Source organism: Mycoplana rhizolycopersici (genome assembly GCF_013378445.1).
GTDB lineage: Bacteria > Pseudomonadota > Alphaproteobacteria > Rhizobiales > Rhizobiaceae > Mycoplana > Mycoplana rhizolycopersici.
On record NZ_JABXYK010000009.1, the window covers coordinates 25,334 to 51,303 of the forward strand.

The 25,970-nt window shown below is 63.1% G+C and carries 26 protein-coding genes and 1 tRNA gene; 16 read left to right on the forward strand and 11 right to left on the reverse strand.

The features are described 5' to 3' along the window. Positions 1–35 precede the first annotated feature (35 nt). Complete coding sequence (locus HV823_RS15390) at positions 36–782, reverse strand: type 1 glutamine amidotransferase (protein ID WP_176950618.1); 747 nt, start codon at positions 780–782, stop codon at positions 36–38. A gap of 220 nt (positions 783–1,002) precedes the next feature. Here HV823_RS15390 and HV823_RS15395 point away from each other — a divergent pair, with 220 nt between their 5' ends. From HV823_RS15395 to pyrC, 3 genes are all read left to right on the forward strand, one after another. Further along, positions 1,003–1,629 (forward strand): nucleoside triphosphate hydrolase, encoded by a 627-nt coding sequence (locus HV823_RS15395; RefSeq protein ID WP_176950619.1) that lies wholly within the window; start codon positions 1,003–1,005, stop codon positions 1,627–1,629. A gap of 108 nt (positions 1,630–1,737) precedes the next feature. Beyond that, entirely contained in the window at positions 1,738–2,088 is a 351-nt protein-coding gene (locus HV823_RS15400; protein ID WP_176950620.1) for a DUF805 domain-containing protein, read from the forward strand. 86 nt (positions 2,089–2,174) lie between these two features. Further along, positions 2,175–3,212 carry a dihydroorotase gene (gene pyrC, locus HV823_RS15405; protein ID WP_176950621.1) on the forward strand — a complete coding sequence of 346 codons (1,038 nt, stop codon included), beginning with the start codon at positions 2,175–2,177 and terminating at the stop codon, positions 3,210–3,212. A gap of 9 nt (positions 3,213–3,221) precedes the next feature. Here the strand turns inward: pyrC and HV823_RS15410 are convergent, their stop codons facing one another. Next, complete coding sequence (locus HV823_RS15410) at positions 3,222–3,983, reverse strand: Crp/Fnr family transcriptional regulator (RefSeq protein WP_176950622.1); 762 nt, start codon at positions 3,981–3,983, stop codon at positions 3,222–3,224. Between the two features lie 257 nt (positions 3,984–4,240). On the opposite strand from HV823_RS15410, the gene HV823_RS15415 reads away from it, so the two are divergent. Further along, positions 4,241–4,624 carry a hypothetical protein gene (locus HV823_RS15415; RefSeq protein WP_176950623.1) on the forward strand — a complete coding sequence of 128 codons (384 nt, stop codon included), beginning with the start codon at positions 4,241–4,243 and terminating at the stop codon, positions 4,622–4,624. Here HV823_RS15415 and HV823_RS15420 read toward each other — a convergent pair. Then, a complete protein-coding gene (locus tag HV823_RS15420) occupies positions 4,615–5,064 on the reverse strand; it encodes a DoxX family protein (RefSeq protein WP_176950624.1) in 450 nt (149 codons plus the stop codon). The genes HV823_RS15415 and HV823_RS15420 overlap by 10 nt on opposite strands. A gap of 200 nt (positions 5,065–5,264) precedes the next feature. On the opposite strand from HV823_RS15420, the gene HV823_RS15425 reads away from it, so the two are divergent. Beyond that, complete coding sequence (locus tag HV823_RS15425) at positions 5,265–5,549, forward strand: Rdx family protein (RefSeq protein ID WP_176950625.1); 285 nt, start codon at positions 5,265–5,267, stop codon at positions 5,547–5,549. 54 nt (positions 5,550–5,603) lie between these two features. On the opposite strand, the gene HV823_RS15430 is transcribed toward HV823_RS15425, so the two are convergent. Beyond that, entirely contained in the window at positions 5,604–6,062 is a 459-nt protein-coding gene (locus tag HV823_RS15430; protein ID WP_176950626.1) for a BA14K family protein, read from the reverse strand. A gap of 200 nt (positions 6,063–6,262) precedes the next feature. On the opposite strand from HV823_RS15430, the gene HV823_RS15435 reads away from it, so the two are divergent. Both HV823_RS15435 and HV823_RS15440 read left to right on the forward strand, forming a co-directional pair. Beyond that, positions 6,263–7,699: a phosphohexomutase domain-containing protein gene (locus HV823_RS15435; RefSeq protein ID WP_176950627.1), complete on the forward strand. Its 1,437-nt coding sequence runs from the start codon at positions 6,263–6,265 to the stop codon at positions 7,697–7,699. Between the two features lie 101 nt (positions 7,700–7,800). Then, positions 7,801–7,887, forward strand: a tRNA-Leu gene (locus tag HV823_RS15440). Positions 7,888–8,041: 154 nt separating this feature from the next. Here the strand turns inward: HV823_RS15440 and HV823_RS15445 are convergent. Then, entirely contained in the window at positions 8,042–8,881 is an 840-nt protein-coding gene (locus tag HV823_RS15445; RefSeq protein WP_176950628.1) for a hypothetical protein, read from the reverse strand. A gap of 113 nt (positions 8,882–8,994) precedes the next feature. Beyond that, on the reverse strand, positions 8,995–10,410 hold the full coding sequence (locus HV823_RS15450) for a helix-turn-helix domain-containing protein (protein WP_176950629.1): 1,416 nt from the start codon (positions 10,408–10,410) through the stop codon (positions 8,995–8,997). A 134-nt stretch (positions 10,411–10,544) separates the two neighbouring features. Between HV823_RS15450 and HV823_RS15455 the strand changes: the two genes are divergently transcribed. The 5 genes from HV823_RS15455 (at position 10,545) to HV823_RS15475 (ending at position 17,669) form a co-directional block, all read left to right on the forward strand. After that, positions 10,545–12,077 carry an acyl-CoA carboxylase subunit beta gene (locus HV823_RS15455; RefSeq protein ID WP_176950630.1) on the forward strand — a complete coding sequence of 511 codons (1,533 nt, stop codon included), beginning with the start codon at positions 10,545–10,547 and terminating at the stop codon, positions 12,075–12,077. Positions 12,078–12,092: 15 nt separating this feature from the next. Next, on the forward strand, positions 12,093–12,470 hold the full coding sequence (locus tag HV823_RS15460; RefSeq protein ID WP_176950631.1) for a hypothetical protein: 378 nt from the start codon (positions 12,093–12,095) through the stop codon (positions 12,468–12,470). A 2-nt stretch (positions 12,471–12,472) separates the two neighbouring features. Next, positions 12,473–14,479 (forward strand): acetyl-CoA carboxylase biotin carboxylase subunit, encoded by a 2,007-nt coding sequence (locus tag HV823_RS15465; RefSeq protein ID WP_176950632.1) that lies wholly within the window; start codon positions 12,473–12,475, stop codon positions 14,477–14,479. 254 nt (positions 14,480–14,733) lie between these two features. Further along, positions 14,734–16,872, forward strand: a complete 2,139-nt coding sequence (gene scpA, locus HV823_RS15470; RefSeq protein ID WP_176950633.1) for a methylmalonyl-CoA mutase — start codon at positions 14,734–14,736, stop codon at positions 16,870–16,872. Positions 16,873–17,177: 305 nt separating this feature from the next. Further along, positions 17,178–17,669 (forward strand): acyl-CoA thioesterase, encoded by a 492-nt coding sequence (locus tag HV823_RS15475; protein ID WP_176950634.1) that lies wholly within the window; start codon positions 17,178–17,180, stop codon positions 17,667–17,669. 89 nt (positions 17,670–17,758) lie between these two features. On the opposite strand, the gene HV823_RS15480 is transcribed toward HV823_RS15475, so the two are convergent. The 3 genes from HV823_RS15480 to HV823_RS15490 all read right to left on the reverse strand — a co-directional run bounded on the left by HV823_RS15480 (position 17,759) and on the right by HV823_RS15490 (position 21,683). Beyond that, positions 17,759–18,964 (reverse strand): MFS transporter, encoded by a 1,206-nt coding sequence (locus HV823_RS15480; protein ID WP_176950635.1) that lies wholly within the window; start codon positions 18,962–18,964, stop codon positions 17,759–17,761. Between the two features lie 199 nt (positions 18,965–19,163). Further along, entirely contained in the window at positions 19,164–20,996 is a 1,833-nt protein-coding gene (gene lepA / locus HV823_RS15485; protein ID WP_176950636.1) for a translation elongation factor 4, read from the reverse strand. A gap of 87 nt (positions 20,997–21,083) precedes the next feature. Continuing rightward, positions 21,084–21,683 carry a GNAT family N-acetyltransferase gene (locus HV823_RS15490; protein WP_176950637.1) on the reverse strand — a complete coding sequence of 200 codons (600 nt, stop codon included), beginning with the start codon at positions 21,681–21,683 and terminating at the stop codon, positions 21,084–21,086. 80 nt (positions 21,684–21,763) lie between these two features. Between HV823_RS15490 and HV823_RS15495 the strand changes: the two genes are divergently transcribed. Further along, positions 21,764–22,165, forward strand: a complete 402-nt coding sequence (locus HV823_RS15495; protein ID WP_176950638.1) for a ketosteroid isomerase-related protein — start codon at positions 21,764–21,766, stop codon at positions 22,163–22,165. A gap of 63 nt (positions 22,166–22,228) precedes the next feature. On the opposite strand, the gene HV823_RS15500 is transcribed toward HV823_RS15495, so the two are convergent. After that, entirely contained in the window at positions 22,229–23,545 is a 1,317-nt protein-coding gene (locus HV823_RS15500) for an MFS transporter (protein WP_246301484.1), read from the reverse strand. A gap of 103 nt (positions 23,546–23,648) precedes the next feature. Here HV823_RS15500 and HV823_RS15505 point away from each other — a divergent pair, with 103 nt between their 5' ends. The 3 genes from HV823_RS15505 (at position 23,649) to HV823_RS15515 (ending at position 25,110) form a co-directional block, all read left to right on the forward strand. Continuing rightward, positions 23,649–24,230, forward strand: a complete 582-nt coding sequence (locus tag HV823_RS15505; protein ID WP_176950639.1) for a helix-turn-helix domain-containing protein — start codon at positions 23,649–23,651, stop codon at positions 24,228–24,230. A gap of 14 nt (positions 24,231–24,244) precedes the next feature. Continuing rightward, positions 24,245–24,781: a GNAT family N-acetyltransferase gene (locus HV823_RS15510; protein ID WP_176950640.1), complete on the forward strand. Its 537-nt coding sequence runs from the start codon at positions 24,245–24,247 to the stop codon at positions 24,779–24,781. Positions 24,782–24,888: 107 nt separating this feature from the next. Beyond that, a complete protein-coding gene (locus tag HV823_RS15515) occupies positions 24,889–25,110 on the forward strand; it encodes a hypothetical protein (protein WP_176950641.1) in 222 nt (73 codons plus the stop codon). A gap of 46 nt (positions 25,111–25,156) precedes the next feature. Here the strand turns inward: HV823_RS15515 and fabI are convergent, their stop codons facing one another. Then, positions 25,157–25,963 (reverse strand): enoyl-ACP reductase FabI, encoded by an 807-nt coding sequence (gene fabI, locus HV823_RS15520; RefSeq protein WP_176950642.1) that lies wholly within the window; start codon positions 25,961–25,963, stop codon positions 25,157–25,159. Positions 25,964–25,970 lie beyond the last annotated feature (7 nt).

The window sequence follows — 25,970 nt, forward strand, 5'->3', positions numbered from 1 at the left end:
AAACGCGGCATGCCGGGGCGCTCAATGCCAAAAAATCAGGCTGCACTGCCGACTGGCACACCACCCTGCGCCTCCATGCCGGCGGCGATCGTCGAGACCCAGGCACGGGCAATCGCCAGGCCCGCAGCATCGGCGGCGGGGCCGCGCGCGGCGGCGATCGCATCGAAGCCGTCGATCCATCCCGGCTCCATCCGCTCGATCTGCTCCGGGAAAAGGTCTCGCCACCAGGTTGCGACCGACCGGTCCACCTCGAAGTGGAATTGCGTGCCGTAGGTGGCGCGGCCGATGCGGAAGGCCTGGTTCGTCGCGGTCTGATTGTGTGCCAGCCGAATGGCACCTTCCGGCAGCGTGAAGGTGTCGCTGTGCCACTGGAAGATCGGAAAGGCACCGCCGACCGAGGCGAGCAACGGGTCCGCGAGCCCCTGTTGCGTCGGCTGGATGTCGCACCAGCCGAACTCGAAGGCTTCTCCGATGAGATTGGTCGCACCATAGCTGCGCGCCAGAAGCTGGCTTCCGAGGCAGACGCCGAGAACGGATCTGCCGGCGTCGCCATAGCGCCGCATCATGGCGCACAAAGCCGGCAGATAAGGATGCCTCTCATCGTCGATGGCCGATTGGGGGCCGCCCATGACGACCAGCGCGTCGTAGGCCAGTCCGTCGGACGGCAGCGCCTCTCCGGCATGGGGGCGACACAGCTCGATCTTTGCGCCGGCCTCGAGCAGAGCGGTTTCGATCTGGCCAAGGGCCGTTATCCTGTCATTCTCGACGACCAATACGCGCATCTGCATCTCCCTTTGGTTGCGGCAGACAAGCACGGCGCGTTCCGGCGTTCAAGAACCAAGGTTGATACAACGCCTTGCGACTTTTCAGAGGGAATGTGGAGGCTGCTGCGGCCCGACCCGTCTGCGCCTTGCCGATACCCTCCATCTCGCACAATATGCCGCCTCCTGCGGTCGCCGCCATGGTCGGCATCAAGGGATCGCAACGGGAGGCGCAGGCAACATGAACAGCATCATTGCGGTGATGGCGTCAGAGATCATCCGGCGCGCCGGCGATACCCGGCGCTTTCTGATTGCGATCGCCGGTCCGCCGGGTTCGGGAAAGTCCACCCTGGCCGACGAACTCCGCGCCAGCCTGAAGGCCCGTGGCGAGCGCGCCGAGGTGTTGCCGATGGACGGCTTTCATATGGACAATGCCATTCTGATCGATCGGGGGCTGCTGGCCCGCAAGGGCGCGCCCGAAACGTTCGACGTGCGCGCATTCCTCGACATCATCCGCGCCGTGCGCCCGGCGGATCAGGAGGTGCTGATCCCCGTCTTCGACCGATCGCGCGAACTCTCCATAGCCTCTGCCAGGGTGGTCTCACTCGAGCACCGATTCATCATCGTCGAAGGAAACTACCTGCTGCTCGATGAGGGCAGGTGGGCGGAGCTGGAAGGCTTGTTCGACTATTCCGTCATGCTCGCCCCGCCCGTGCCGGTCCTCGAGCAGCGCCTCCTGGATCGCTGGATCGGCTACGGGCTGACCGAGGAAGTGGCGCGTGCGAAGGCGCACGGCAACGACCTGCCGAACGGTCGGCTGGTGCTTGAAAGTCGCCGGCGCGCCGACGTCACGCTCGACAACGCCTGACGCCCCGTTGGCCTTGCTGGCCGCATTGATGTGCGGCGCAAGATGGTGCAGTTTCACACGCACAACCTGAGTGTGCGACCGCGCCTTCGGGCGCCCGAGGGGGATAGCATGACATTTTCGCAAGCAATCTCTACCGTCTTTTCCAAGTATGCCGTCTTTACCGGCCGTGCGAGCCGCCCGGAATTCTGGTGGTTCGCGCTTTTCAATGTCATTGCCTCCGTCGTTCTCGGCAGCATCGACCAGGCCGTATTCGGCCGAGAGATCCTCAGCGTCGTCTACGGACTTGGCGTGCTCCTGCCAGGTCTCGGCGTCGCCATTCGCCGCCTTCACGATACCGACCGCTCCGGCTGGTGGCTGCTGGTGGGGCTCATTCCGCTGATCGGCTGGATCGTGCTCGTCTACTGGTATGCGAGCGAGGGAACGCGCGGCGAAAACCGGTTTGGCACCAGCCCGGCCTGACAACCGGCAAAATGTTTGCCTTCGGCGGTCCTGGGGTGATAATGCCCGCGGTATAGATTTTCATCGAGCCGCGGAGTACTCAGCGCATGCAATCGATCACCATTCGCCGCCCCGACGACTGGCATCTGCATCTGCGCGACGGCGAGATGCTGAAGGGCGTGATCGGCGATACCAGCCGCCATTTCGCCCGCGCGATCATCATGCCGAACCTCGTTCCGCCGGTCGTGACCACCGCCGACGCGGCAGCCTATCGCGAGCGCATCATGGCCGCGCTTCCCGCCGGCGACCGCTTTCAGCCGCTGATGACGCTCTACCTGACCGAGCACACGAACCCCGACGACGTGGAGGAAGGCAAGGCGAGTGGGCTGATCACCGCCGTCAAGCTCTACCCCGCGGGTGCGACGACGAACTCGCATGGCGGCGTGCGCGACATCGAGAAGGCGATGCCCGTGCTCGAGCGCATGGCCAGGATCGGCCTGCCTCTCTGCGTGCATGGCGAGGTCACCACGCCGGAGGTCGACATCTTCGACCGCGAGGCCGTCTTCATCGACACTGTGCTCGATCCGCTGCGCAACCGCCTGCCGGAGCTGAAGGTGACGATGGAGCATGTGACGACGAAGGACGGCATCGACTACATCAGGAATTCGAAGACCAATCTCGCCGGCTCGATCACAACCCACCACCTGATCATCAATCGCAATGCGATCCTGGTCGGCGGCATCAAGCCGCACTACTACTGCCTTCCGGTCGCCAAGCGCGAGCATCACCGGCTCGCCCTTCGCGCGGCCGCCACCTCGGGCGATGCACGCTTCTTCCTCGGCACCGATTCGGCCCCGCATGTCGACCCGCTCAAGGAATGCGCCTGCGGCTGCGCCGGCATCTACACGTCGATCAACACCATGAGTTGCCTGGCGCATGTCTTCGAAGAGGAGAACGCGCTCGACAGGCTGGAAGCCTTCTCTTCACTTAACGGTCCAGCCTGGTACGGCCTGCCGGCAAACCAGGACACGATGCGGCTCGTGCGTCGCGAGACGCCCCTATCCTATCCGCCAAGGATCGAGACGGGAGCAGGTCCCGTGACGGTGTTCGACCCGATGTTTCCCCTTCACTGGGACGTCGCCTGACAGCGCACGTCAGATAAAGGGGCGGGCCGTCTCCTTGAGACCCTCCCAGCCGGATACCTTGAGAAGGCCATCGGGATCGTTCACCTCGCAGCCGCCATCCTGCCAGCGGATCAATTGACGGTCCGACAGTTTGCGCAACGTCTTGTTGGTGTGGACAAGGGATAGACCGAGCGTATCGGCCAGGTGCTGCTGCGTCAGCGGGATGCTCCGACGTGCACCGTGCAGCATTCCGACCGCCATGGCGCGCTGATGGATGTAGGACAAAAGATAGGCCGTACGCTCCAGCGCGGAACGCCGTCCAATGCTGAGCAGGTGTTCGTCGAGAATCCGCTCCTCCCGTGCCGCGATCCAGGTGAGGTCGTAGGCGAGAGAGGCGTGGCGCGAAAACAGGCTGTCGAGCTTCGAGCGCTCGAATACGCAAAGGGTGACCGGCGTCAGCGCCTCGACGGAGTGGTCGAGCTCTCCCATCAGCACGCCCTGCAGACCGAGCAGATCCCCCGGAAAGGCATAGTTCATGATCTGCCGGCGGCCGTCCTCCAGAAGCTTGTAGCGAAATCCCATGCCCGTCAGCACCGTATAAATGTGCGGACTGTGGGTCCCCTCCACCAGAACCGTCGCCCCGCGCTCGACCGACAATTCTCCGACCTTGAACTGCGACACGAATTCCAGTTCGCGCGGCGAAAATTTACGGAAGCTCTTCAGTTCCTGAAGCGGACATTTGGAGCAGGGTGTGTGCCACTTGCCCGGCGCGGGGGCTGAGGCCCCGGTCATGTTGGTATCCGCAATCTGCGACAGCGCTGCCACACGTTTGGATCAAGCCCCATCAAACCATTCCTTCCCCGGTTGCAGACATGTGGTCTATCAACGCGAAAGCGATTTCTTCGGTTCCAGCCAAGGGGCTTTCGCTACGTCTTTTTTAAATGACGTCAGCGCGTTCGAGAGAGACATTGCCCCGCCCCGGGCGCGCTTGCACCCATTTTAAGGAGCCAGCTCGCAAGCCCTCCTCTGCCCTGGAAAGTACGCCTGCAATGAACAAGGCCTATCCGCATATCGCAATCGTGGAGGAAGAGTTCCTGATCGCCGTCGATGCCGAATTCTTGATCAACTCTACCTTTGAATGCCGCGTGTCGAACATTCGGCCGAATCAGTTCGAGCGGTGGACCGACTCAGATCTTGCAGCACTGAGCCTCTGTCTGGTCGACCTTTCCGTGCGGTCCATGTCGGGCGCCGACGGTACGTTGCGGCTGAAAAGGCTTGGCGTACCGCTCATTTTCACCTCGGTATCGGAAGCGCACCGATCCGGCGTTGCGCCCTTCGATGGCGCTCCCGTCATAATGAAGCCCTACGCCGACGAGGTACTGCTCGCCGCCGTAGGGAGGATGCTGCCTCAATTGAAGCCGCGTCAGAACTGACGGCCCAACCGCGCGTCGACCGACTGGCCGTTGGCGCCGCGAACCGCGAAATAGAGCATGATTGCAGTCCAGAGGATGGACTTTTCCGCGCCGCCAATGCCCTCCGCCTTGACGATCCAATGGAAGTAGACGGTCACGGCCAGAACGATCGCAGACGCGATGGCGGCCGGGCGCGTGAACAGCCCGATCGCCACGAGGATGCCACCGAAAAACTCCGTCGCCGCCAGAAGCGGGGACCAGAAGACGCCCGGATAGAAGCCGAGCCCTTCCACCATCCCGACTGCGCCAAACGGGTTGAGAATCTTTCCGTAGCCGTGTGTCACGAGAAGCAGACCGGCGACGAGGCGGAGCAGCGTTTCTGCACTTTCACTCAGGGAAGAATAGACAGGCCCAAGGAACGGAAGGAAAAGTCGGTCACGAGGTGAAGTAAAGTCGCTCATGGGAGTTACCGTTGAAAATTGTTGCACTGCACCCTTGTCCGCGGACCGCTGCTGACGCGCAAGCAGCGCCTCGACAAAACATGATGAACTGAGTTGACATTTTCGTGAGTCGTCTCAGCAGGGCGGGATTGCCAACCCGGCGCCATCGGCATAAGCCGGTCGCTATCGGCCCCGACAGAAGCCAGGTGAGCAGACTGAATATGAGCGAACAAAAGCCCCGGATCTCCATCCTGTACTGTACCCAATGCAACTGGCTGCTTCGGGCGGGCTGGATGGCCCAGGAACTGTTGCAGACGTTTGGCGACAGCCTTGGCGAGGTTACCCTCATTCCCGGCACCGGCGGCAATTTCGAGATACGGATAGATGGGGAACTGATCTGGGAGCGTAAACGCGATGGCGGTTTCCCCGGACCGAAGGAACTGAAACAAAAGGTGCGCGACGTCATCGAGCCCGAGCGGGATCTCGGTCACGTCGACAGGAACTGATCGGGCAAGCTTGTGGGTGCCGCACTATTGCGGCACCCGACGGCGCCCTGCCTTTCACGGATAGGGCGAAACGCAGGCCCTGTAGACGCCGTTGCCCGCGTGATAGCGGTTGGTCGCCGGCTCATAGGTACGATATCGATTCATGCACCAGGCAACGTGAGCCCCCGCACCGCTATAGGCGCGAGGCGCATAATACGGGCTCTCATAAGGGCGGTAGATCGTCACGCTCGACGAATAGGGCCGGTAATACGGCCGGTAGTAGGGTGCATAGGGCCGGTACGGACGATATATCGGCCAAGCGTAGGCTCGATAATATGGCCGGTTGATCGGATTGTAGAACGGTCCGGAATTCCAGCAGCTATAGGCATTGCAAGCAACGGCGGCCGGCAGAACTTTGGTTCCGACGATCCGATCGGCCTGCACGAGAGATCCGGCACTGGCACCGGGGGCGGAAACCAGTGCGCTGGCAAGGGCCAGTGCGCCGGTTAAAACGAAACTGCGCAGCCTGAACATTTCGACCCCCTGTGCGTTAGGAGAGGTGGAATTTCGACAAGTTCCGTAGTTTTCCGGCGCATTCGCGCGCCACACATCCTGGCCGTCATTCGCGCCCGCTCCAGAGCCCCTGGCCTTCGGAATCGAAGGGTGGGACAAGCCGGAAAAAATCGGGCATGAAATGCGGGCGGAGACCAGCATACTACAACTTGGAGCATGAGATGAGTCTGAAATTCGGCACCAGCGGGCTGCGCGGCCTTTCGACGGAACTGGAGGGCCCACCGGCAGCACTCTACGCCACCGCCTTTGCACGCTACCTTTTGGAAGCCGGTCTCGCCAAGGCGGGCGATACGGTGCTGATCGGCCGCGACTTCCGGCCGTCCAGCCCGGCAATCGCTGCGATCGCAGCCGGCGCCCTGCGCCGGGCCGGTCTGGCGCCTCTCGATTGCGGCACCGTCCCGACACCGGCGCTGGCGCTCTTCGGCCTGAAAAAAGGGGCCGCCAGCCTGATGGTCACCGGCTCCCACATTCCCGCCGACCGCAACGGCATCAAGTTCTACCGGCCGGACGGCGAAATCGGCAAGGATGACGAAGCGGCGATCACGCAGATGGCCGCTGCCATGTCCAGCGCCGGCGAGGTGCCGGATGCTGAACCGGCGGTCGCACCCGATGGCTCCGCCGATGCCGAAACCCTGTTCCTGAAGCGCTATGACGGCCTGCTGGCCTCCGGCGCACTTGATGGCAAGCGTATCGGCATCTACCAGCACAGCACGGTCGCGCGGGACCTGTTCGTCACCGTGCTTTCGGCCTTCGGCGCCGACTGCGTGCCGCTCGGACGCTCGCAGGAATTCATCCCGGTCGATACGGAGGCCGTCTCGCCGGATACGATCGAGATGCTGCAGCGCTGGTCCAGCGAGCACGCTCTCGACGCGATCGTCTCTGCGGACGGCGACGGCGACCGTCCGCTCGTAGCCGACGAAACCGGCACGCCGCTGCGAGGCGACCTGCTTGGCCTGATCACCGCGAACTTCCTCGGCGCCGACGTTGTGGCAACGCCCGTCACCTCCAATTCCGGCATCGAAGCCTCAGGGACCTTCGAGGTCCGGCGCACGCGCGTCGGTTCGCCCTTCGTGATCGCGGCCATGGATGAGGCCGTCGCGGCCGGTGCGAAGGCCGTGGTTGGTTTCGAGGCCAATGGAGGTACGCTGACGGGCACGACCTGCACTGCCAATGGCCGCACGCTCTCCGCACTTCCAACCCGCGACAGCTTCCTGCCGGCGCTTGCCGTTCTGGCCCTGGCAGTCGAACGCGATCAGCCGCTGTCGGCCATCGCCCCTGATTTCGGCCTGCCGGCCGCCGCCGCCGACCGGCTCGAGAACTTTCCCGTGGAAACGAGTGCGGCGCTGATGGCGGAGCTTCGCTCAGGCCCGCAGGCGCTGGCCGCGTTCCTGGCACCGCTCGGAACGCCGGCGATGACGAGCGACATCGACGGGCTGCGCGTGACGCTCGAAGACGGCCGCATCATCCATTTCCGCCCCTCCGGCAATGCGCCCGAAATGCGCTGCTATGTGGAAGCCGGAGATGAGCGTGCCGCCCAGAGCCTGCTCGAGGACGGCCTCGATCTGATCCGCCAGTGGGCCGCCGGTCGTCGGGCGTAACGACCGGCCGTGGAGAAGCCGAGGGAAAATCGCATGTCGTTGCAAAAACTTCAAAAAGCCAGTTGACACCGGCGGCGGCTCCCCGTACATCCGCGTCCGTCGCCCAGATGGCGGAATTGGTAGACGCGCCAGCTTCAGGTGCTGGTACTCGAAAGGGTGTGGAGGTTCGAGTCCTCTTCTGGGCACCATTCCATTGTGAAGACGTTTCACAACGTCTTAAAGAAACCCCGGACATCCGGGGTTTTTCTTTTTTGGTCATGATTTACGCTTCCGCATAACTACAATCGGCGCCGGCCCGAAACGCCACTCGGCACAAGACGCCGATCGAAACATGTTGCCCGGCTACTTCATCAACCGCTTAAACGGCTGACCGAAGATCTTGAGCGTCTGCTCATAGCTTGGCGGCATGTGCTTCAGCGTGGTGTCCCTGAAAGAAATGTGATGAATCTTCCGAGTTCGGTTGTGCGGCTTGGCGGAAAACTCCGTCATGAACGGCAGGAAATGATCACGGTAGTGGGACACATCCGCGTTGTTCTGCGCATAGAATATCGTCGACCCGCGATGGGCACGGCTCCTGCCTGCCTCGATCACGGAGAATCGGTGCAAATCTTCCGGCGGGATCTGGCCGGAATTGTCACCATTGTATTTGCGGAGCGAGGCAAAGTAACGGGGCTGGTTTTGAAAGCGCCACAACTCGATCTGGGGATTGATACAGTAGCATTCCTTGGCGTGGCCCATCATCGTAGATTGCAGGGCGGCGAAGCCGCCTCCAGACGAGCCCATGACAATGAACTTTGCCTCGGGGGCGATCACTGACCTGATGTAATGGAGCTGGGTCCAGACCCTCTCCAAGGTCCATTCATCCCGGCGACCGAGATACCAGTCGATATGCAGGCCGGTCGAAGGCGCGACCGCGGGATCGCTGACACAGACGACGGGATACTTGCACCGCCGGCCCCATGACCAACGGTTGAATAGCGGCGTTTCCGAGTGAAACTGGCGGTTCATTGCGCCGTTGAAGAAAACCAGGATGTATTTCTTCCGTTCGTTATCATGCAAGAAATAGTGGCCGCATGAGCCAAAGCCTGCCCGCAGGAGTTCATCGATGCTATCGTGCGTCGGGATCACGACCGGCTGGCTTTTGCCCTCTTTCTCGACCTTTTTGGGCAAGCCCCATCGCATGATTTTGTTTCTCCAGCGCGTCTTCGCAGCGGTGCGATACTCGTCACAGCGGCAATATCACAACGGTCATTTGCGTCAATCATGCGTCGCCCAAGCCGACTGCTTTGACGCGCTCATCCCTCCAACCCGTAAGGCACGATCCGGCGCACGTTGTGATCCACGTGCAGCCTGCGCTTGAAGGGCGGGACGGCGCGGCTGGCACAGTCGGCACGCTCGCAGATGCGGCAGGAGATGCCGATCGGGGCAAAGGCTCCGGCATTCTCCATATCGAGGTCGTCGGCATAGACGAAGGCGGGCGCGTAGGAGATCTCGCAGCCGAGCGCCAGCGCAAATTCGGGCCGGGCGGCACGAAAGCCACCGCTGCCCTTCGAGGCATGGGTGGCCAGACAGAGATAGCGCACGCCGTCCGGCGTCTCCGCCAGTTGGCGCAGGATCCGGCCGGGCCGCTCGAACGCCTCGTGGGCGTTCCAGAGCGGACAGGCAGCGCCGAAGCGGGCGAACTGGAACTTGGCTGCGCTGTGGCGCTTGGTGATGTTGCCTGCCCGGTCGATGCGGGCGAAGAAGATCGGCACACCCTTCAATCCGGGACGTTGCAGCGTGCTGAGGCGGTGGCAGACCTGTTCGATCGAGGCGCCGAAACGGGCGGCGAGCAGTTCCAGGTCGTGGCGCAGATCCTGTGCAGCCTGCAGGAACGCGCCATAGGGCAAAAGCAGGGCGCCCGCGACGTAGTTCTCCAGCCCCATGCGGCAGATCTCCAGCGCCTCCTCCGAGCGGAACCCCGCCCCTTGCGCCACGGCGTCGATCTCGCTTGCGGCCTGCAGCTGGGCGATCTGCAGCGCCAGCTGGAAATCGCGCGTCGAGGCGGCGGCATAGGGATTAAGCGTCAGGACGCGGGCCTGCGGATCATAGCGCCGAATGGCGTCGTCGTCGGCAGCCCCGCGGGCAACGCGCACTGCGAACCTGCGCTCCAGATGCTCGGTCAAGACAGCCTGGTTGTCGCCGCGACCGATGCCGAGATCCACAGCCAACCGTTCGGCAAGGACGTCGAGCTCATGGATGTAGTTGTCGACGAAATGAAAGAAGTCGCGCACTTCTTCGTAGGGCGTCATTTCGGCGGGCCCGCCGGCGCGGCCAAGCGTGGCGTCGAAGCTCGCGAGCCTTTCGCTGTTGCGCCGGTAGGCCTGATGACAGGCGATCAGCGCATGCGCCAGCCCTGGTGCGTTCTGGGTGACGAGCTTCAGCTCCTGCAGGCTCGGCGAATAGGTCGCAAACAGCGGATCGGTCAGCGCCTCCGACAACGCCGACATCAGGCGGTCGTTCTCGCCGACAGACAGTTCGGCGATGTCCAGCCGAAACTTGTCGGCCAGCGCCAGCAGCACAGCAGCGGAGACAGGACGCTGGTTGTTCTCGATCTGGTTCAGGTAGCTGGTAGAGATGCCGATCCGCTCGGCAAACTGGCCCTGCGTGATGCCGCTCGCCTGCCTGAGATCGCGGACCTTGCGGCCGATGAAGAGTTTGCCTATCGCCATGACGCCTACCGAATTTGCAAATTCGCATTTTCAATATTGCTATTTTATATTTCCGCTTTCGCACCCGTTCAATTGTTTTCCGCAAGGCAATATCGGCATAATGGGCGCACAAACCGATTTCACAGGGAGTGAGAATGCGCCCGATACTGGAGCAGTTACAGGCTCGACGCGACGAGGCCTATCTCGGCGGCGGGCAGAAGCGGATCGACGCCCAGCACGGCAAGGGCAAGCTGACCGCGCGCGAGCGGCTGGAGGTCCTGCTCGATGCAGGCTCGTTCGAAGAATACGACATGTACGTAACCCACCGAGCGGTCGACTTCGGCATGGCGGGCCAGAAGATCGCCGGCGACGGCGTCGTCACCGGCTGGGGTACGATCAACGGCCGGCAGGTCTACGTCTTCTCTCAGGATTTCACCGTGCTCGGCGGCTCGCTGTCAGAGACGCATGCGCAGAAGATTTGCAAGATCATGGACATGGCTGTACGCAACGGCGCGCCGGTGATCGGGCTGAACGACTCGGGCGGCGCCCGCATCCAGGAAGGCGTCGCCTCGCTTGCCGGCTATGCCGAGGTGTTCCGCCGCAATGCCGAGGCCTCCGGTGTCATCCCGCAGATCTCCGTCATCATGGGGCCCTGCGCGGGTGGGGCGGTCTATTCGCCTGCCATGACCGACTTCATCTTCATGGTGCGGGACAGCTCCTACATGTTCGTCACCGGGCCGGACGTGGTCAAGACGGTGACAAACGAGATCGTCACCGCCGAGGAACTGGGTGGCGCCGGCACCCACACGAAGAAGTCCTCCGTCGCCGACGGCGCCTACGAGAACGACATCGAGACGCTGGAGCATGTGCGGCTGCTGTTCGATTTCCTGCCGCTGAACAACCGCGACAAGCCGCCGTTGCGTCCCTTCCACGACGACCCGGCGCGGCTGGAGGCACGGCTCGATACGCTGATCCCCGACAGCTCCAGCAAGCCCTACGACATGAAGGAGCTGATCCTGGCGATTGCCGACGAAGGCGACTTCTTCGAGCTGCAGGAGAATTTTGCGAAGAACATCATCACCGGCTACATCCGGCTCGAGGGCCAGACGGTCGGCGTCGTCGCCAACCAGCCCATGGTGCTGGCCGGCTGCCTCGACATCGACAGTTCGCGCAAGGCTGCGAAGTTCGTGCGCTTCTGCGATGCCTTCAACATTCCGATCCTGACGCTGGTCGACGTGCCAGGCTTCCTGCCAGGCGTTGCGCAGGAATATGGCGGGGTGATCAAGCACGGCGCCAAGCTTTTGTTCGCCTACAGCCAGGCGACCGTACCGATGGTGACGCTGATCACCCGCAAGGCCTATGGCGGGGCCTATGACGTGATGGCGTCCAAGCACATCGGCGCCGATGTCAACTATGCTTGGCCGACAGCCGAAATCGCGGTGATGGGCGCGAAGGGCGCGACGGAGATCCTCTACCGCTCGGAACTGGGCGACACGGAGAAGATCGCAGCGCGCACGCGGGAATACGAGGAGCGGTTCGCCAATCCCTTCGTCGCCGCCGAGCGCGGCTTCATCGACGAGGTGATCATGCCGCATTCCTCCCGCAAGCGGATCGCCCGCGCCTTCGCCTCGCTCAGGGGCAAGCAGGTGGACGCGCGCTGGCGCAAGCACGACACCATTCCGTTGTGAGGGAAGACAAGAATCATGGCCAATCTTCCCGACATGACAAAACACCGTGGCTTCCCCTCCGGAATGCCGGGCACGGGCGTCCAGTTCACCATCCGACGTGCCAATCCGAAAGGCGTGACGCCGATCAAGGCGCTGCCCCGTCGCGCCCGGCCGGGCTCGGCCGAGCACAAGATCGATGCGGCCTTCCTGCATGCGCTCTGGCACCATTTCGGACCGGAACCTTTCGAGCGTGGCAATCTCGATGCGGCCCGGCTCAACCTGCTCTTCGGACGCGAGGTCGTGGCCGCGGAAAAGGATTTCGACCCCACCTCCTATGAGGCAATGCTGGTCATCGACGAGAAGGCGGCCCGTGCCTCCTTCCCGGAATCATTTGAAGATGTAATGGAGATCTAGCCTTGGCGATCAAGAAAATCCTCATTGCCAATCGTGGCGAGATCGCCTGCCGGGTCATCAAGACCGCCCGCAAGATGGGCATTGCCACCGTCGCCGTCTATTCGGACGCCGACCGCGAGGCGCTGCATGTGCAGATGGCCGACGAGGCGGTGCATATCGGTCCGGCACCGTCGAACCAGTCCTATATCGTCATCGACAGGATCCTCGACGCGATCCGGCAAACCGGCGCCGACGCGGTTCACCCCGGCTACGGCTTCCTGTCCGAGAACGCCGCTTTTGCCGCAGCGCTGGAGAAAGAGGGCGTCGCCTTCATCGGCCCGCCGGTGGGCGCAATCGAGGCGATGGGCGACAAGATCACCTCGAAGAAGATCGCAGCCGAGGCCGGCGTTTCCACCGTGCCCGGCCATATGGGGCTGATCGAGGATGCCGACGAGGCGGTGAGGATTGCGGCCAAGATCGGTTATCCCGTGATGATCAAGGCGTCCGCCGGCGGTGGCGGCAAGGGCATGCGGATCGCCTGGAACGACACCGAAGCACGCGAAGGGTTCCAGTCCTCGAAAAACGAGGCGAAGAACTCGTTCGGCGACGACCGCATCTTCATCGAGAAGTTCGTCACCCAGCCCCGACACATCGAGATCCAGGTGCTGGGCGACAAGCACGGCAACACGCTCTATCTTGGCGAGCGCGAATGCTCGATCCAGCGGCGGAACCAGAAGGTGATCGAAGAGGCGCCGTCCCCCTTCCTCGACCAAGCCACCCGCAAGGCGATGGGTGACCAGGCCGTGGCTCTCGCAAAGGCCGTCGGCTATCATTCTGCCGGCACGGTTGAATTCATCGTCGACGGGAACCGCAATTTCTACTTCCTCGAGATGAACACGCGGCTGCAGGTGGAGCATCCCGTCACCGAGCTGATCACCGATATCGACCTGGTCGAGCAGATGATCCGCATCGCAGCAGACGAGAAGCTCGCCTTCGGCCAAGCGGACGTCAAGCTGAACGGCTGGGCGATCGAAAGCCGGCTCTATGCCGAAGATCCCTATCGCAACTTCCTGCCGTCGATCGGCCGGCTGACGCGCTACCGTCCGCCGGCGGAAGGCGCGCATGAGGACGGCACGATCGTGCGCAACGACACCGGCGTCTACGAGGGCGGCGAAATCTCGATGTATTACGACCCCATGGTCGCCAAGCTCTGCAGCTGGGGGCCCGACCGGACGGCGGCGATCGAGGCGATGGGCCGGGCTCTCGATGACTTCGAGGTCGAGGGCATCGGCCACAACCTGCCCTTCCTGTCGGCGGTGATGCAGAACGGCCGGTTTCGCGAGGGCCGCCTGACGACCGCCTTCATCACGGAGGAATTTCCGGACGGTTTCCACGGGCTGGCGCCGGATACAGCCGCAGCGCGAGGGATGGCAGCGGTCGCGACCCTCATCAACGACCGCCTGCAGAGGCGGGCGACAAAGATCTCCGGCACGATCGGCAACCATCGCCGTGTCGTCGGCAGGGAATGGGTGGTGGCGCTCGGCAGCGAGGCTATCGCTGTCACCTTCGCCCAGGAGGGTGACGCGTCCCGGATCACCTTTGCGGACGGCGGGACGGCTTCTATCCACAGCGACTGGCTGCCGGGCCAGACGCATGCGACCTTCTTCGTCGACGAGATGCCGATGGGCGTGAAAGTCGACAAGATCGGTTATTCGCTGCGGCTGCGCTGGCGCGGCATCGACGTCATCGCCCGGGTCCGCGAACCGCGCGTCGCCGAGCTGGCGAAGCTGATGCCGGTCAAGCTGCCGCCCGACACTTCGAAGATGCTGCTCTGCCCGATGCCGGGGCTGATCACCGCGATTGCGGTTGCCGAAGGTGACACGGTGGAAGCGGGACAGGCACTCGCCACGATCGAGGCGATGAAAATGGAGAACATCCTGCGCGCCGAGAGAAAAGCGGTGGTCAAACGCGTGGCGGTGCCCGTCGGCGCCGGTCTGGCCGTCGACGAGGTCATCATGGAGTTCGAATAAGGGCGTACAATGCCTGGGGCCCCGGTGCGGGATCGCCCCTCAACCACGCGCAAGGCGGACTTGCCCCCTCACCCTAGCCCTCTCCCCGCAAGCAGGGAGAGGGGACTCGGATACCTCCGGCGGCAGAGGGAGAGGCGCTGCCGATACAGCAGGCCTCCTTCGCCCCGCTTGCGGGGAGAAGGTCCCGGCAGGGGGATGAGGGTCAGACACCGGAAGACGCCAGCCGGCAGAGAGAATGGAATCGGAGTGGAACGATGGCCGAGAAGACGATCAAGGACTGGCAGGCGCTCGCCGAGCGCGAACTGAAGGCCTCGCCGGAAACCCTGACCTGGCACACGCCGGAGGGGATCGACGTCAAGCCGCTCTACACGGCGGAGGATCTTCAGGGTGTCGACCACCTCTCTTCGCTGCCCGGCATCGCGCCATTCGTGCGCGGCCCGCGGGCGACGATGTATGCCGGGCGGCCGTGGACGATCCGGCAGTATGCCGGCTTCTCGACGGCGGAGGAGTCCAACGCCTTCTACCGCAAGAACCTTGCCGCCGGGCAGAAGGGACTTTCGGTTGCCTTCGACCTTGCCACCCACCGTGGCTATGACAGCGACCATCCCCGTGTGCTCGGCGACGTCGGCAAGGCGGGCGTCGCGATCGATTCCGTCGAGGACATGAAGATCCTGTTCGATGGCATCCCGCTCGACCAGATGTCCGTTTCGATGACGATGAACGGCGCCGTGATCCCGATCCTTGCGAACTTCATCGTCGCCGGCGAGGAACAGGGCGTTCCGCGTGCAGCGCTTTCGGGGACCATCCAGAACGACATCCTCAAGGAGTTCATGGTTCGCAACACCTATATCTACCCGCCCGAGCCCTCGATGCGGATCGTCGCCGACATCATCGAATATACGGCGAAGGAGATGCCGAAGTTCAACTCCATCTCGATCTCCGGCTACCACATGCAGGAAGCGGGCGCGACGCTCGTCCAGGAACTGGCGTTCACGCTGGCCGACGGGCGCGAATATGTGCGCGCGGCACTCGCCAAGGGGCTGAACGTCGACGACTTTGCCGGCCGCCTCTCCTTCTTCTTCGCCATCGGCATGAACTTCTTCATGGAGGCGGCGAAGCTGCGCGCAGCGCGCCTCTTGTGGACGCGGATCATGGGGGAGTTCGAGCCGAAGAAGGCATCCTCGCTGATGCTGCGCACGCACTGCCAGACGTCGGGCGTGTCCCTGCAGGAGCAGGACCCCTACAACAACATCGTCCGCACCGCCTTCGAGGCGATGTCGGCCGCCCTTGGCGGCACGCAGTCGCTGCACACCAATTCCTTCGATGAGGCGATCGCGCTGCCGACGGAGTTCTCCGCCCGCATCGCCCGCAACACCCAGCTGATCCTCCAGCACGAGACGGGTGTCACCAAGGTCGTCGATCCGCTTGCCGGCTCCTATTATGTCGAGAGCCTCACGAACGAGCTGGCAGAGAAGGCCTGGGCGCTGATCGGGGAAGTCGAGGCGCTCGGGGGCATGACGAAGGCAGTGAACGACGGCCTGCCGAAGCGGCTGATCGAGGAAGCGGCGGCGCGCCGGCAGGCGGCGGTCGACAAGGGCGAAGAGGTCATCGTCGGCGTCAACAAGTATCGGCTCGAGAACGAGCAGCCGATCGACATCCTCGAGATCGACAACAGTGCCGTGCGCGCTGCCCAGATCCGACGCATCGAGGAGACGAAACGCCGGCGGGACGGCGAGAAGGTCAAGGCGGCGCTGGACGGGCTCGCCGAGGTGGCACGCTCCGGCCAGGGCAACCTGCTGGCGGCCGCCGTCGAGGCGGCACGCGAACGCGCCACCGTCGGCGAGATTTCGGACGCCATGCGCCAGGCTTTCGGCGACCATGCGGCGACGCCGGAGGTTATCAAGGACGTCTACGGCGAGGCCTATCGCGGCGAACCGGAACTGCAGATTCTCAAATCGCGCATGTCGGGCGTCGAGGACAAGCTCGGCCGCAAGCCGAAGATCATGGTCGCCAAGCTCGGCCAGGACGGTCACGATCGCGGCGCAAAGGTGATCGCATCGGCCTTCGGCGACATCGGCTTCGACGTGCTTGCCGGTCCGCTGTTCCAGACGCCGGAAGAGGCCGCCGACATGGCGCTATCGGAGCGGGTCAACGTCGTCGGCGTCTCCTCATTGGCCGCCGGCCACAAAACGTTGCTGCCGCAACTGGTGGAAGACCTGAAGAAGAAGGGCGGCGGCGAGGTGATCGTCGTCTGCGGCGGCGTCATCCCGCGGCAGGACTACCAGTATCTGCATGACCACGGCGTGGCCGCGGTGTTCGGCCCCGGCACGAATGTCATCGAAGCGGCCAACTCGGTGCTGGACCTTCTGGAAGGGCGGCGCCGCAACGTCTGAGGCACCGGACGCGACGCTTCGGCAAGCGATGGCCGCGACGGCGCGTCAGAGAACGATCCAAAGCTCCAGCGCATTTCTTAGCCGGATAACTGCCTCACACAGGCGAGTTGGCAGCAGCGCTTCCTGTCCGGTCGCGGCAGGGTGCTGTTAAGCGGCTCTGCGCATCGGGCGTCAACATCGGTAATCAACGCCAACGAATCCCAGGAATGGTCAAGGCCACGCTTCTCCTCGCGGCGGGCGGGCTGTAGGCTTGGGCGCCCGGTCCGCGGATCGGCTGTCATACCCCGTTTCTGAAAGGACCGCGCATGGACCGCGCCCATGACCCAAGCCAGCTCGAGATGGTGGTGTTGATGACGCCGGATATGGCGAATTTTTCCGGCAAGGTGCATGGCGGGGCGCTATTGAACCTGCTCGACCGGGTGGCCTATTCCTGCGCCTCGCGCTTCTCCCAGCAATATGCAGTGACGCTTTCGGTCGACCAGGTGGTGTTTCGCCAGGCGATCCATGTCGGCGAACTCGTCACCCTCAGCGCCTCGGTCAACTTTGCCGGCCGCACTTCGATGGAGATCGGCATAAGGGTCGAGGCGGAGAACATCCGCACCGGCGAGCGCCGCCATACCAATTCCTGCTATTTCACCATGGTCGCCGTCGACGCCGACGGCAAGCCGACCGCGGTGCCGGCGCTTGTCCTCGACACGGAGAGCAAGCAGCGCCGCGCGAAGGCCGCCGAGGGACGCCGGGCACTGCGGCATGAGTTCGAGGCGCGGTACAAGGAGATGAAGGAGGGTACGGAGTAAGGTGGAAGCGGCGCTTATCTGAAAGGTCGCTTTGCGCCAACTGCTTGCATCGGCAGCTCGGCGAAGATGGCCGTCAGCCGGAAGTCGGGCTATCGAACGGCGCTTATCGGTGACGCATCGCTGCGGATCGCCACTTCTGCAATGACAAGCGAACAAAAGCCCGCGATGAAAAAGCCCACCGAGAGGCTCACGGCCGTTCCGTCATAGAGCGTGCCCAGACCGACGGCGAACAGGGTTGCCACAAGGCTTGATCCTGACGCGATCAGAGATGCGCCAAAGCCGGCAACATCCCCGAGCGATTGCATAGCCATGGCATTCAGATTGCCGAACAGCACGCCGATGGCAAAGAACGCCGCGTACAGGAACGTCATCAACACTGCGAATGGCAGGCGGTCACCATAGCCAATGGATGTCAGCATCATCAGAAGAGCGGTTGATGCCAACCCCATGAAGGCGGCACGCGCCATTGCCTCCATGCCGAAGCGTTGAACGAGCTTGGCATTGAAGAACGACGCAAGCCCCATCCCCGTAGCCAACAGCGCGAAATAGAAGGGAAATGTTTCCTTGATGCCGTATGCGTCAAAGAAGAGATCGGCCGCGGTACTGAGATAAAGGAGCTGTGCACCGAACACCAATCCGGTCGCCACGATCAGGAGGGCTACACGGCGATTGGCGAGGATGCGGCAGACGTTAGAGAACAGGAGTGTGGGTCGAAACGGAACGCGTCTTGCGACAGGTAGAGTCTCCGGCTGCCGAACCATCAGCCATAGGCCCAGAAGTCCCGCGATTGCGAGGTAGGCCACAAAAACACTGCGCCAGCCACCAAGGAAAATGAGACCTTGAGCCAGGCTCGGAGCAAGCATGGGCACCAGAATGAAGAGGGTGAACATGAAGGACATGATGCGAGCCATGGCATCGCCTTCGAACTGATCGCGTATCATGGCTCGTGTCGCAATCTTCGGGCCGGCCACGCCTACGCCCTGAAGGATCCGGCCGAGCAGGACCATCTCCATCGACCCCGCCAGACCGGCAACGATAGTCCCCGCGACGTAGATCCCAAGGCCCAGCAGCAGCGCCGTTTTTCGTCCAATCGCATCGGACAAGGGGCCCAGTAGCAGTTCGCCGAATGCCATGCCGAAGATGAAGAGGGATATGATGTGCTGCGTGGAGAGCGGCGGAGCAGGCGTGACTTGCGCACCGATATCCCGAAGCCCCGGCAGTAGCGCATCAATGCTGAGCGAGGTCAGAGACGTCAGAAGAGCATATAGGACGAGGCGTTCTCGAATACCGATCAAGACTGAAGTGGCCCGTTTGAAGAAACAGGATGCTGAAACTATACGACATGCCCACAACGGCAATGGGTCGAAAGCGGGCAGAAACCCGCAACCGATGTATGGCGGCTGCCCGGCCCCGCCCTGACCAGAAGCATCAAGGGCAGCAGGCGAGCAGCTATGGCTCCCCGCGTTTACGACCTGCGAAGGATCTCGCAGCCCCTCACTCGTCGCCCATCTTGAGCGCGGCGATGAAAGCCTCCTGCGGGATTTCGACCTTGCCGAACTGCCGCATGCGCTTCTTGCCGGCCTTCTGCTTTTCAAGCAGCTTTCGCTTGCGGGTGGCGTCGCCGCCGTAGCACTTGGCGGTCACGTCCTTGCGCAGCGCCGAAATGGTTTCGCGGGCGATCACGTTGCCGCCGATCGCGGCCTGGATCGGGATCTTGAACATGTGCTTCGGGATCAACTCCTTCAGCTTCTCGCACATCTCGCGGCCGCGCTTTTCCGCCGCCATGCGGTGCACCATCATGGAGAGCGCATCGACCGGCTCGCCGTTCACCAGGATCGACATCTTCACCAGATTGCCTTCCTTGTGGTCGGTGATCTGGTAGTCGAAGGAGGCATAGCCCTTGGAGATCGACTTCAGCCGGTCGTAGAAGTCGAAGACGACCTCGTTGAGCGGCAGATCGTATGTGATCATCGCGCGCGTGCCGACATAGGTCAGCTCGATCTGGATACCGCGCCGATCCTGGCACAGCTTCAGGATGCCGCCGAGATAATCGTCGGGCGTCAGGATCGTCGCACGGATCCACGGCTCGTGGATCTCCGAGATCTTGACGACGTCCGGCATGTCGGCCGGATTGTGCAGTTCGCGCTCCGAACCATCGGTCATGAACAGCTTGTAGACGACCGAGGGCGCCGTCGCGATCAGGTCGAGGTCGAATTCGCGCTCCAGCCGTTCCTGGATGATCTCCAGATGCAGAAGGCCGAGGAAGCCGCAGCGGAAGCCGAAGCCGAGCGCTGCCGAGCTTTCCATTTCGAAGGAGAACGAAGCATCGTTGAGGCGCAGCTTGCCCATCGCCGAGCGCAGGTCCTCGAAATCGGCCGCATCGACCGGGAACAGGCCGCAGAAGACCACCGGCTGGGCCGGCTTGAAGCCCGGCAAGGCCTTTGCCGTCGGGCGCTTGTCCTCGGTGATGGTGTCGCCGACGCGGGTATCGGCCACTTCCTTGATGGACGCGGTGATGAAGCCGATCTCGCCCGGGCCGAGGCTATCCATAGCCACCATCTTCGGCGTCAACACGCCAACGCGCTCGACGGTGTATTTCGCGTCCGTGCCCATCATGCGGACCGTCTGCCCCTTGGAGAGACGGCCTTCGATGATACGCACCAGCACCATGACACCGAGATAGGTATCGTACCAGCTGTCGACGAGCAGCGCCTTCAGCGGTGCCTTTTCGCCACCCTCGCTCTTCGGCGGCGGCAGCTTGTGGACGATCGCCTCGAGGACGTCGGGGATGCCGAGGCCGGTCTTGGCCGAAATCAGCACGGCCTCCGAAGCATCGATGCCGATGACCTCCTCGATCTGGTCCTTGATGCGCTCGGGTTCGGCGGCCGGCAGGTCGATCTTGTTGAGGACGGTGACGAGTTCGTGGTTGTTATCGATCGCCTGGTAGACGTTGGCGAGCGTCTGGGCTTCCACGCCCTGGGAGGCGTCGACGACCAGCAGCGAGCCCTCGCAGGCCGACAGCGAACGGGAGACCTCATAGGCGAAGTCGACGTGGCCGGGCGTATCGATCAGGTTCAGCACATAGGTCTCGCCGTCATTGGCCTTGTAGTGCAGGCGCACCGTCTGGGCCTTGATGGTGATGCCGCGCTCGCGCTCGATCTCCATGTTGTCGAGCACCTGCTCGGACATTTCCCGATCCGCGAGGCCGCCCGTCGACTGGATCAGCCGGTCGGCCAGCGTCGATTTTCCGTGGTCGATGTGGGCCACGATCGAGAAGTTGCGGATATGGTCAAGGGGCGTCGACGAATTGGTGCTCATGGCCGCCATATAGCAGCGCGCCTTGCGCCCGCATAGCGGTAAATTAACCGGTCGTTCGCCGTATTTTCAGGCTATTCGCTCTCGCAGGCTCAGGCATCAGCCATTGTCGCCAAGGTCGCGGATCCAGAAGGACAGCGGCTTGGGACTTTCCTGCCTCTCGTCGAGGTCGCGCCAGGTGAATGTCGTGCGCAGTTCCGGGTGATGGCGGTAGCCGCGGTTCCGCCAGAAGCCGTTGAGCGGAACGTAGTCAGCGGGCCGGCGCGGATGGTCGGCGGGCCGCTCGACCGCACAGAAGGTGCAGAGCATCAGCCCCAACTTTTTCGCCTGCGCCTCGCGGCCCTCGAAGAATTTCACACCGACGCCGCGGCCGCGATATCCCGACAGGAGGACGCTTTCGCCGAAGTAGAAATAGTCGCCGGGATCACGGCCGGAGGCGACGAATGGCGCCTGCACCTCCCCGGTTTCCGCCGCCATCGGCGTTCCGGTCGCAGCCCCCACCACGCTATCGCCGTCGAAGGCGAGAACGAAGACCGATCCCTCGGATTTCGCATATGTGGCCAGATATGTTCGCTCATAGGCGAGATCGCCGTCGTAAAGATAGGGAAAATCCCTGAAGACGGAGATCCTCAGCCGCGCGAGATCGTCAAAATAAGGCGCCGCTCCGGCACCCGAAAACGATTTGATTTCAAGGGTCATTCAGCATTTCCACGTGACGCCGGCTTGGTTATACATCGACCGTCCAGTTCAGCAAGCATGCCCGCTCAAGGAGAGAATTCATGAAAGCCGCCGAGATCATCCGCGCCTACTACGATGCCTTCAACCGCCAGGACATGGAGGCCTTTCTGGCGCTGCTCGACGAAAACGTGGTGCACGACATCAACCAAGGCGAACGCCAGGTCGGCAAGGCGGCTTTCGCGACGTTCATGGCCCACATGAACCGCTGCTACAAGGAAGAGCTCACCGACATGGTGATCATGACCAGCGAGGACGGCAGCCGGGGCGCGGCGGAATTCGTCGTCAATGGCGCCTATCTCGCGACCGACGAGGGCCTGCCGGAGGCCAAGGGCCAGACCTACAAGCTGCCGGCCGGCGCCTTCTTCGAAATGAAGGGCGACAAGGTGAGCCGTGTCACCAACTACTACAGCCTCAACGACTGGATCGCCCAGGTTGCCGGCTGAGCCTGCTCAAGCCCAACGGCGCCGCACACGCGGCGCCGGATGCCTCTGACGACTGAATTCGCGCTATCGTTTGTCGGCCGCCGCGTGCAGCTTCGCCGCCGGCTCCGGTGTCCCTTCCACGAGAGCACCCGCATTCGGAACCTGCGCGCTCTTCAGCTCGAACCCCTCCCGTTCCTCGACAGGCACGGTCTCGCGCTTGCGCAGGCGGGTCAGCACGAAGACGCCGTAGGCGATCGCAACGGCCATGGCGGCATAGATGAACGTCTGCTCGCCCAGAACGGGCGTCAGCATCGTCACCAGCAGCGGCACGAGCGTAGCCGAGACGGACCACGCAACCAGGAGCGTAGAGGCCAGCGGCACGAAGTCCGCCGGATCGGCGCGATCGTTGGCGTGCGCATTGGCGATCGAATAGACGCTCTCCACCGCACCTGCCCAAATCGCAAACACCACGACCAGCAGGATCAGGTTGGAGAAGGAAACCCCGAGCGCGGCCACGGCGGCCGACGTGATCAGCAGGCAGGTGACGATCAGGACGATCCGCCTGTCGAGGCGGTCCGAGAGCATGCCGAGCGGATACTGGACAAAGAACAGCCCGAACTGCATGCCGAACATCAGCGCGGCGATATCCTGCTGGCTGACGTCGTTGGCGGCGGCATAGATAGGCGTGAAGCCCTGCACGACCATCGACAACCCGCCGGCGGCGAGAACGCCGACGAAGGCGACCGGCGAATTGCGCCATGCCTTCCTTATGTCGGGGCTGGCCTTGGCGGGCGGCGGCGGATTGGCAAGGCGGGTCAGCCCGATCGGCAGGAGCGCCACCGCGGTGAAGAAGATCGTTGCGATGGGGGCGATGTTTCCGCCGGCCGGTATCTGTCCGAACAGCCACGCGCCGAGCCCCAGGAATATGACGTAGGCCATGTAGAAAAACGACATGGCCTTGCCGCGCCAGCTGTTTTCGCTGGCGTGGTTGAGCCAGCTTTGCGCAATGATGAAGTTGATGTTGCCGGCCGTCCCGTACAGCCCGCGCGCGACGATCCAGACGATCGGATGGACGCCAAGGCTGATCAGCACTGCGGACAGGATGACGAGCGCCAGAGAGCAGGAAAAGGCGCGTGCATGACCCACCCGACGGATGAGCGGGCCAGCGAGCACGCAGCCAAGAAGGCCGCCGAAGGCGATCGCTGTCACGGCTGCGCCGGGCGCCCAACCGGCGTCTCCGGTCTTCGACAGGACGAAGGGGACGTAGGCGAACATGATGCCGTTGCCGATCGCGACACCGCACATCGAAAAGACGATCGCCATGATCGACAGGAGCGACGCGCTCTTTGCCTTGCTCGCCTGCATGTTCAGAAGCCCCTTCCCCGCGACCACCGCCACCATAGCTGCCGCCAGCCGGACGCGTTGTCGTCTTAGCGGCACAAAGGAAAATATTTCCTGAAATCGCGAGACGCTTGACTCCATTATATTGTCGAGCATATCTACTATGATGGAAAATGAGACAGACCACATAGACATCGTCATTGCCGAGCGTTTGAAGGCGTTGCGCGGCGGGCGCGGCCTGACGCTGGACGAACTTTCAAATCGATCCGGCGTCAGCCGGGCGATGATTTCGCGCATCGAACGTGGGGAAGCGAGCCCGACGGCGCAGCTGCTGTCGCGGCTCTGCGCCGCGCTCGACGTCACCCTTTCCACCTTCTTCGCCTCCGAACGCGACGAGAAAGGCCCGCTCGCCCGACGCGCCGAGCAACCGATCTGGCGAGACCCGGAGACGGGTTACGAGCGTCGCGCCATATCGCCGCCGCAGACCGCCTCGAGGATCGACGTTGTCGAGGTGGAGCTCCCGGCCGGCGCGAGGGTTGCCTACCCCCCGGAGACCGGCAAGGCCGGCATGAGCCAGCACGTCTGGCTGTTCTCTGGCGTACTGGAGATGACCGTGGCGAACGTCACCTACCGCCTGGAGCCTGGCGACTGCCTCTATATGAGCATCTCCGAGGGTCACATCTTTCACAATACCGGCGATGCGGCGGCACATTATGCCGTCGTCCTCGACCGCGGACGCAACTGAAGAAAAGAGAAAACATGCACATCATCAGGTTGCTCGATCACGACGAGACGAAGGCCCGGATTGCGGAACTCGCCGATGTCCTCGTCGACTGCGTCATGGGCGGCGCGTCGGTTGGCTTCATGGCGCCCTACGGCAGGGCAGATGCGCTACCCTTCTGGGAGGGCGTCGCCAAAGGTGTCGCCGACGGCTCGGTTCTGCTTTTCGTCGCCGAGCTCGACGGCGTCATCGTCGGCACCGTGCAGGTCGGCATGCAGCAGATGCCGAACCAGGGCCACCGCGCCGACGTCAAGAAGCTGCTGGTCAAGGAAGCGGCACGCGGCCGCGGCATCGCACGGCAACTGATGGAGCGCGCCGAGCAAAAGGCGGCGCAATGCGGCAAGAGCGTGCTCGTCCTCGACACGGCGACAGGCAGTCCCGCCGAAACCGTCTACCGCAAGCTCGGATGGGAATGGGTCGGCGTCATTCCGGATTATGCGCTCTACCCGGACGGCAGCTTCTGCGGCACGACGCTGTTCTACAAGCGGGTGGGGCCAGTAGCGACCGCCACCTGAAGCCGCAGTCGCTCGGGTGTGGCGTATGGCCGCCTTTACAGATCCTGATTGCAATCCGGCCCGATCAGGTACACCATCCTGCCGATCCCCTTTGAGGAGAGCGCGCGATGGTGTTCGGGCCTTCAAGACCGCCAATCACAGAAGACGTGGCGGAGGTGATTGCAAAGGACGTCAAGCAGGGCGAAGGCCACTCCGAAACGTCGGAGAGCCCGATCGCCTTCGTTCATCACCCGGGAACTCCGGTGCAGATGAACGGTCGCGTGCGCTGGCTGTTCCTGGGAACAGTGATCGCGATTGCGGTTCTGCTGGCGATACTCGTGCTGAGATGAGAAGGCCGCAGCAGGCCGGCAATCCCCTTCGGCTCGCGCCGAAACCCTACTCGCTGTCCGCCTTGGACAGGGTCTCGAGCGCCGGCATCGACGTGATGTTATAGCCCGCGTCGACATAGTGGATTTCGCCGGTCACACCGCTGGAGAGGTCGGACAGCAGGTAAAGCGCCGAATTGCCGACGTCGTCGATCGTGACGGTGCGGCGCAGCGGCGAATTCTTCTGCTGCCAGGACAGCATGGCGCGAGCATCCGAAATGCCGGCGCCTGCGAGCGTGCGGATCGGGCCGGCGGAGATCGCGTTGACGCGTATGCCGCGCGGGCCGTAATCGGACGCCAGGTAGCGGACGGAGGCTTCCAGCGCCGCCTTGGCAACACCCATGACATTGTAGTTCGGCATCACGCGAACCGAGCCGCCATAGGTCAGCGTCAGCATCGTGCCGCCTTCGTTCATCAGATCGGCCGCACGGCGGGCGATCTCGGTGAAGGAGAAGCAGGAGATGACCATCGTGCGGGTAAAGTTGTCGCGCGAAGTGTCGGCGTAGAGGCCCTTCAGTTCGTTCTTGTCGGAGAAGCCGATCGCGTGAACGATGAAGTCGAGCTTGCCCCAGCGCTCCTTGATGGCGCCGATGACGGCATCGACCGAGGCGATGTCCTCGACGTCGCAGGGCAGCAGGAAATCCGAGCCAAGCTCGCCGGCCAGCGGCTTCACCCGCTTGCCCAGCGCTTCGCCCTGATAGGTGAAGCAGAGTTCCGCCCCCTGCCCGGCCAGCGCCTTCGAAATCCCCCAGGCGATGGAGTGATTGTTCGCGACCCCCATGATCAAGCCGCGTTTGCCCTTCATGATCCCCGTCATCGATCTC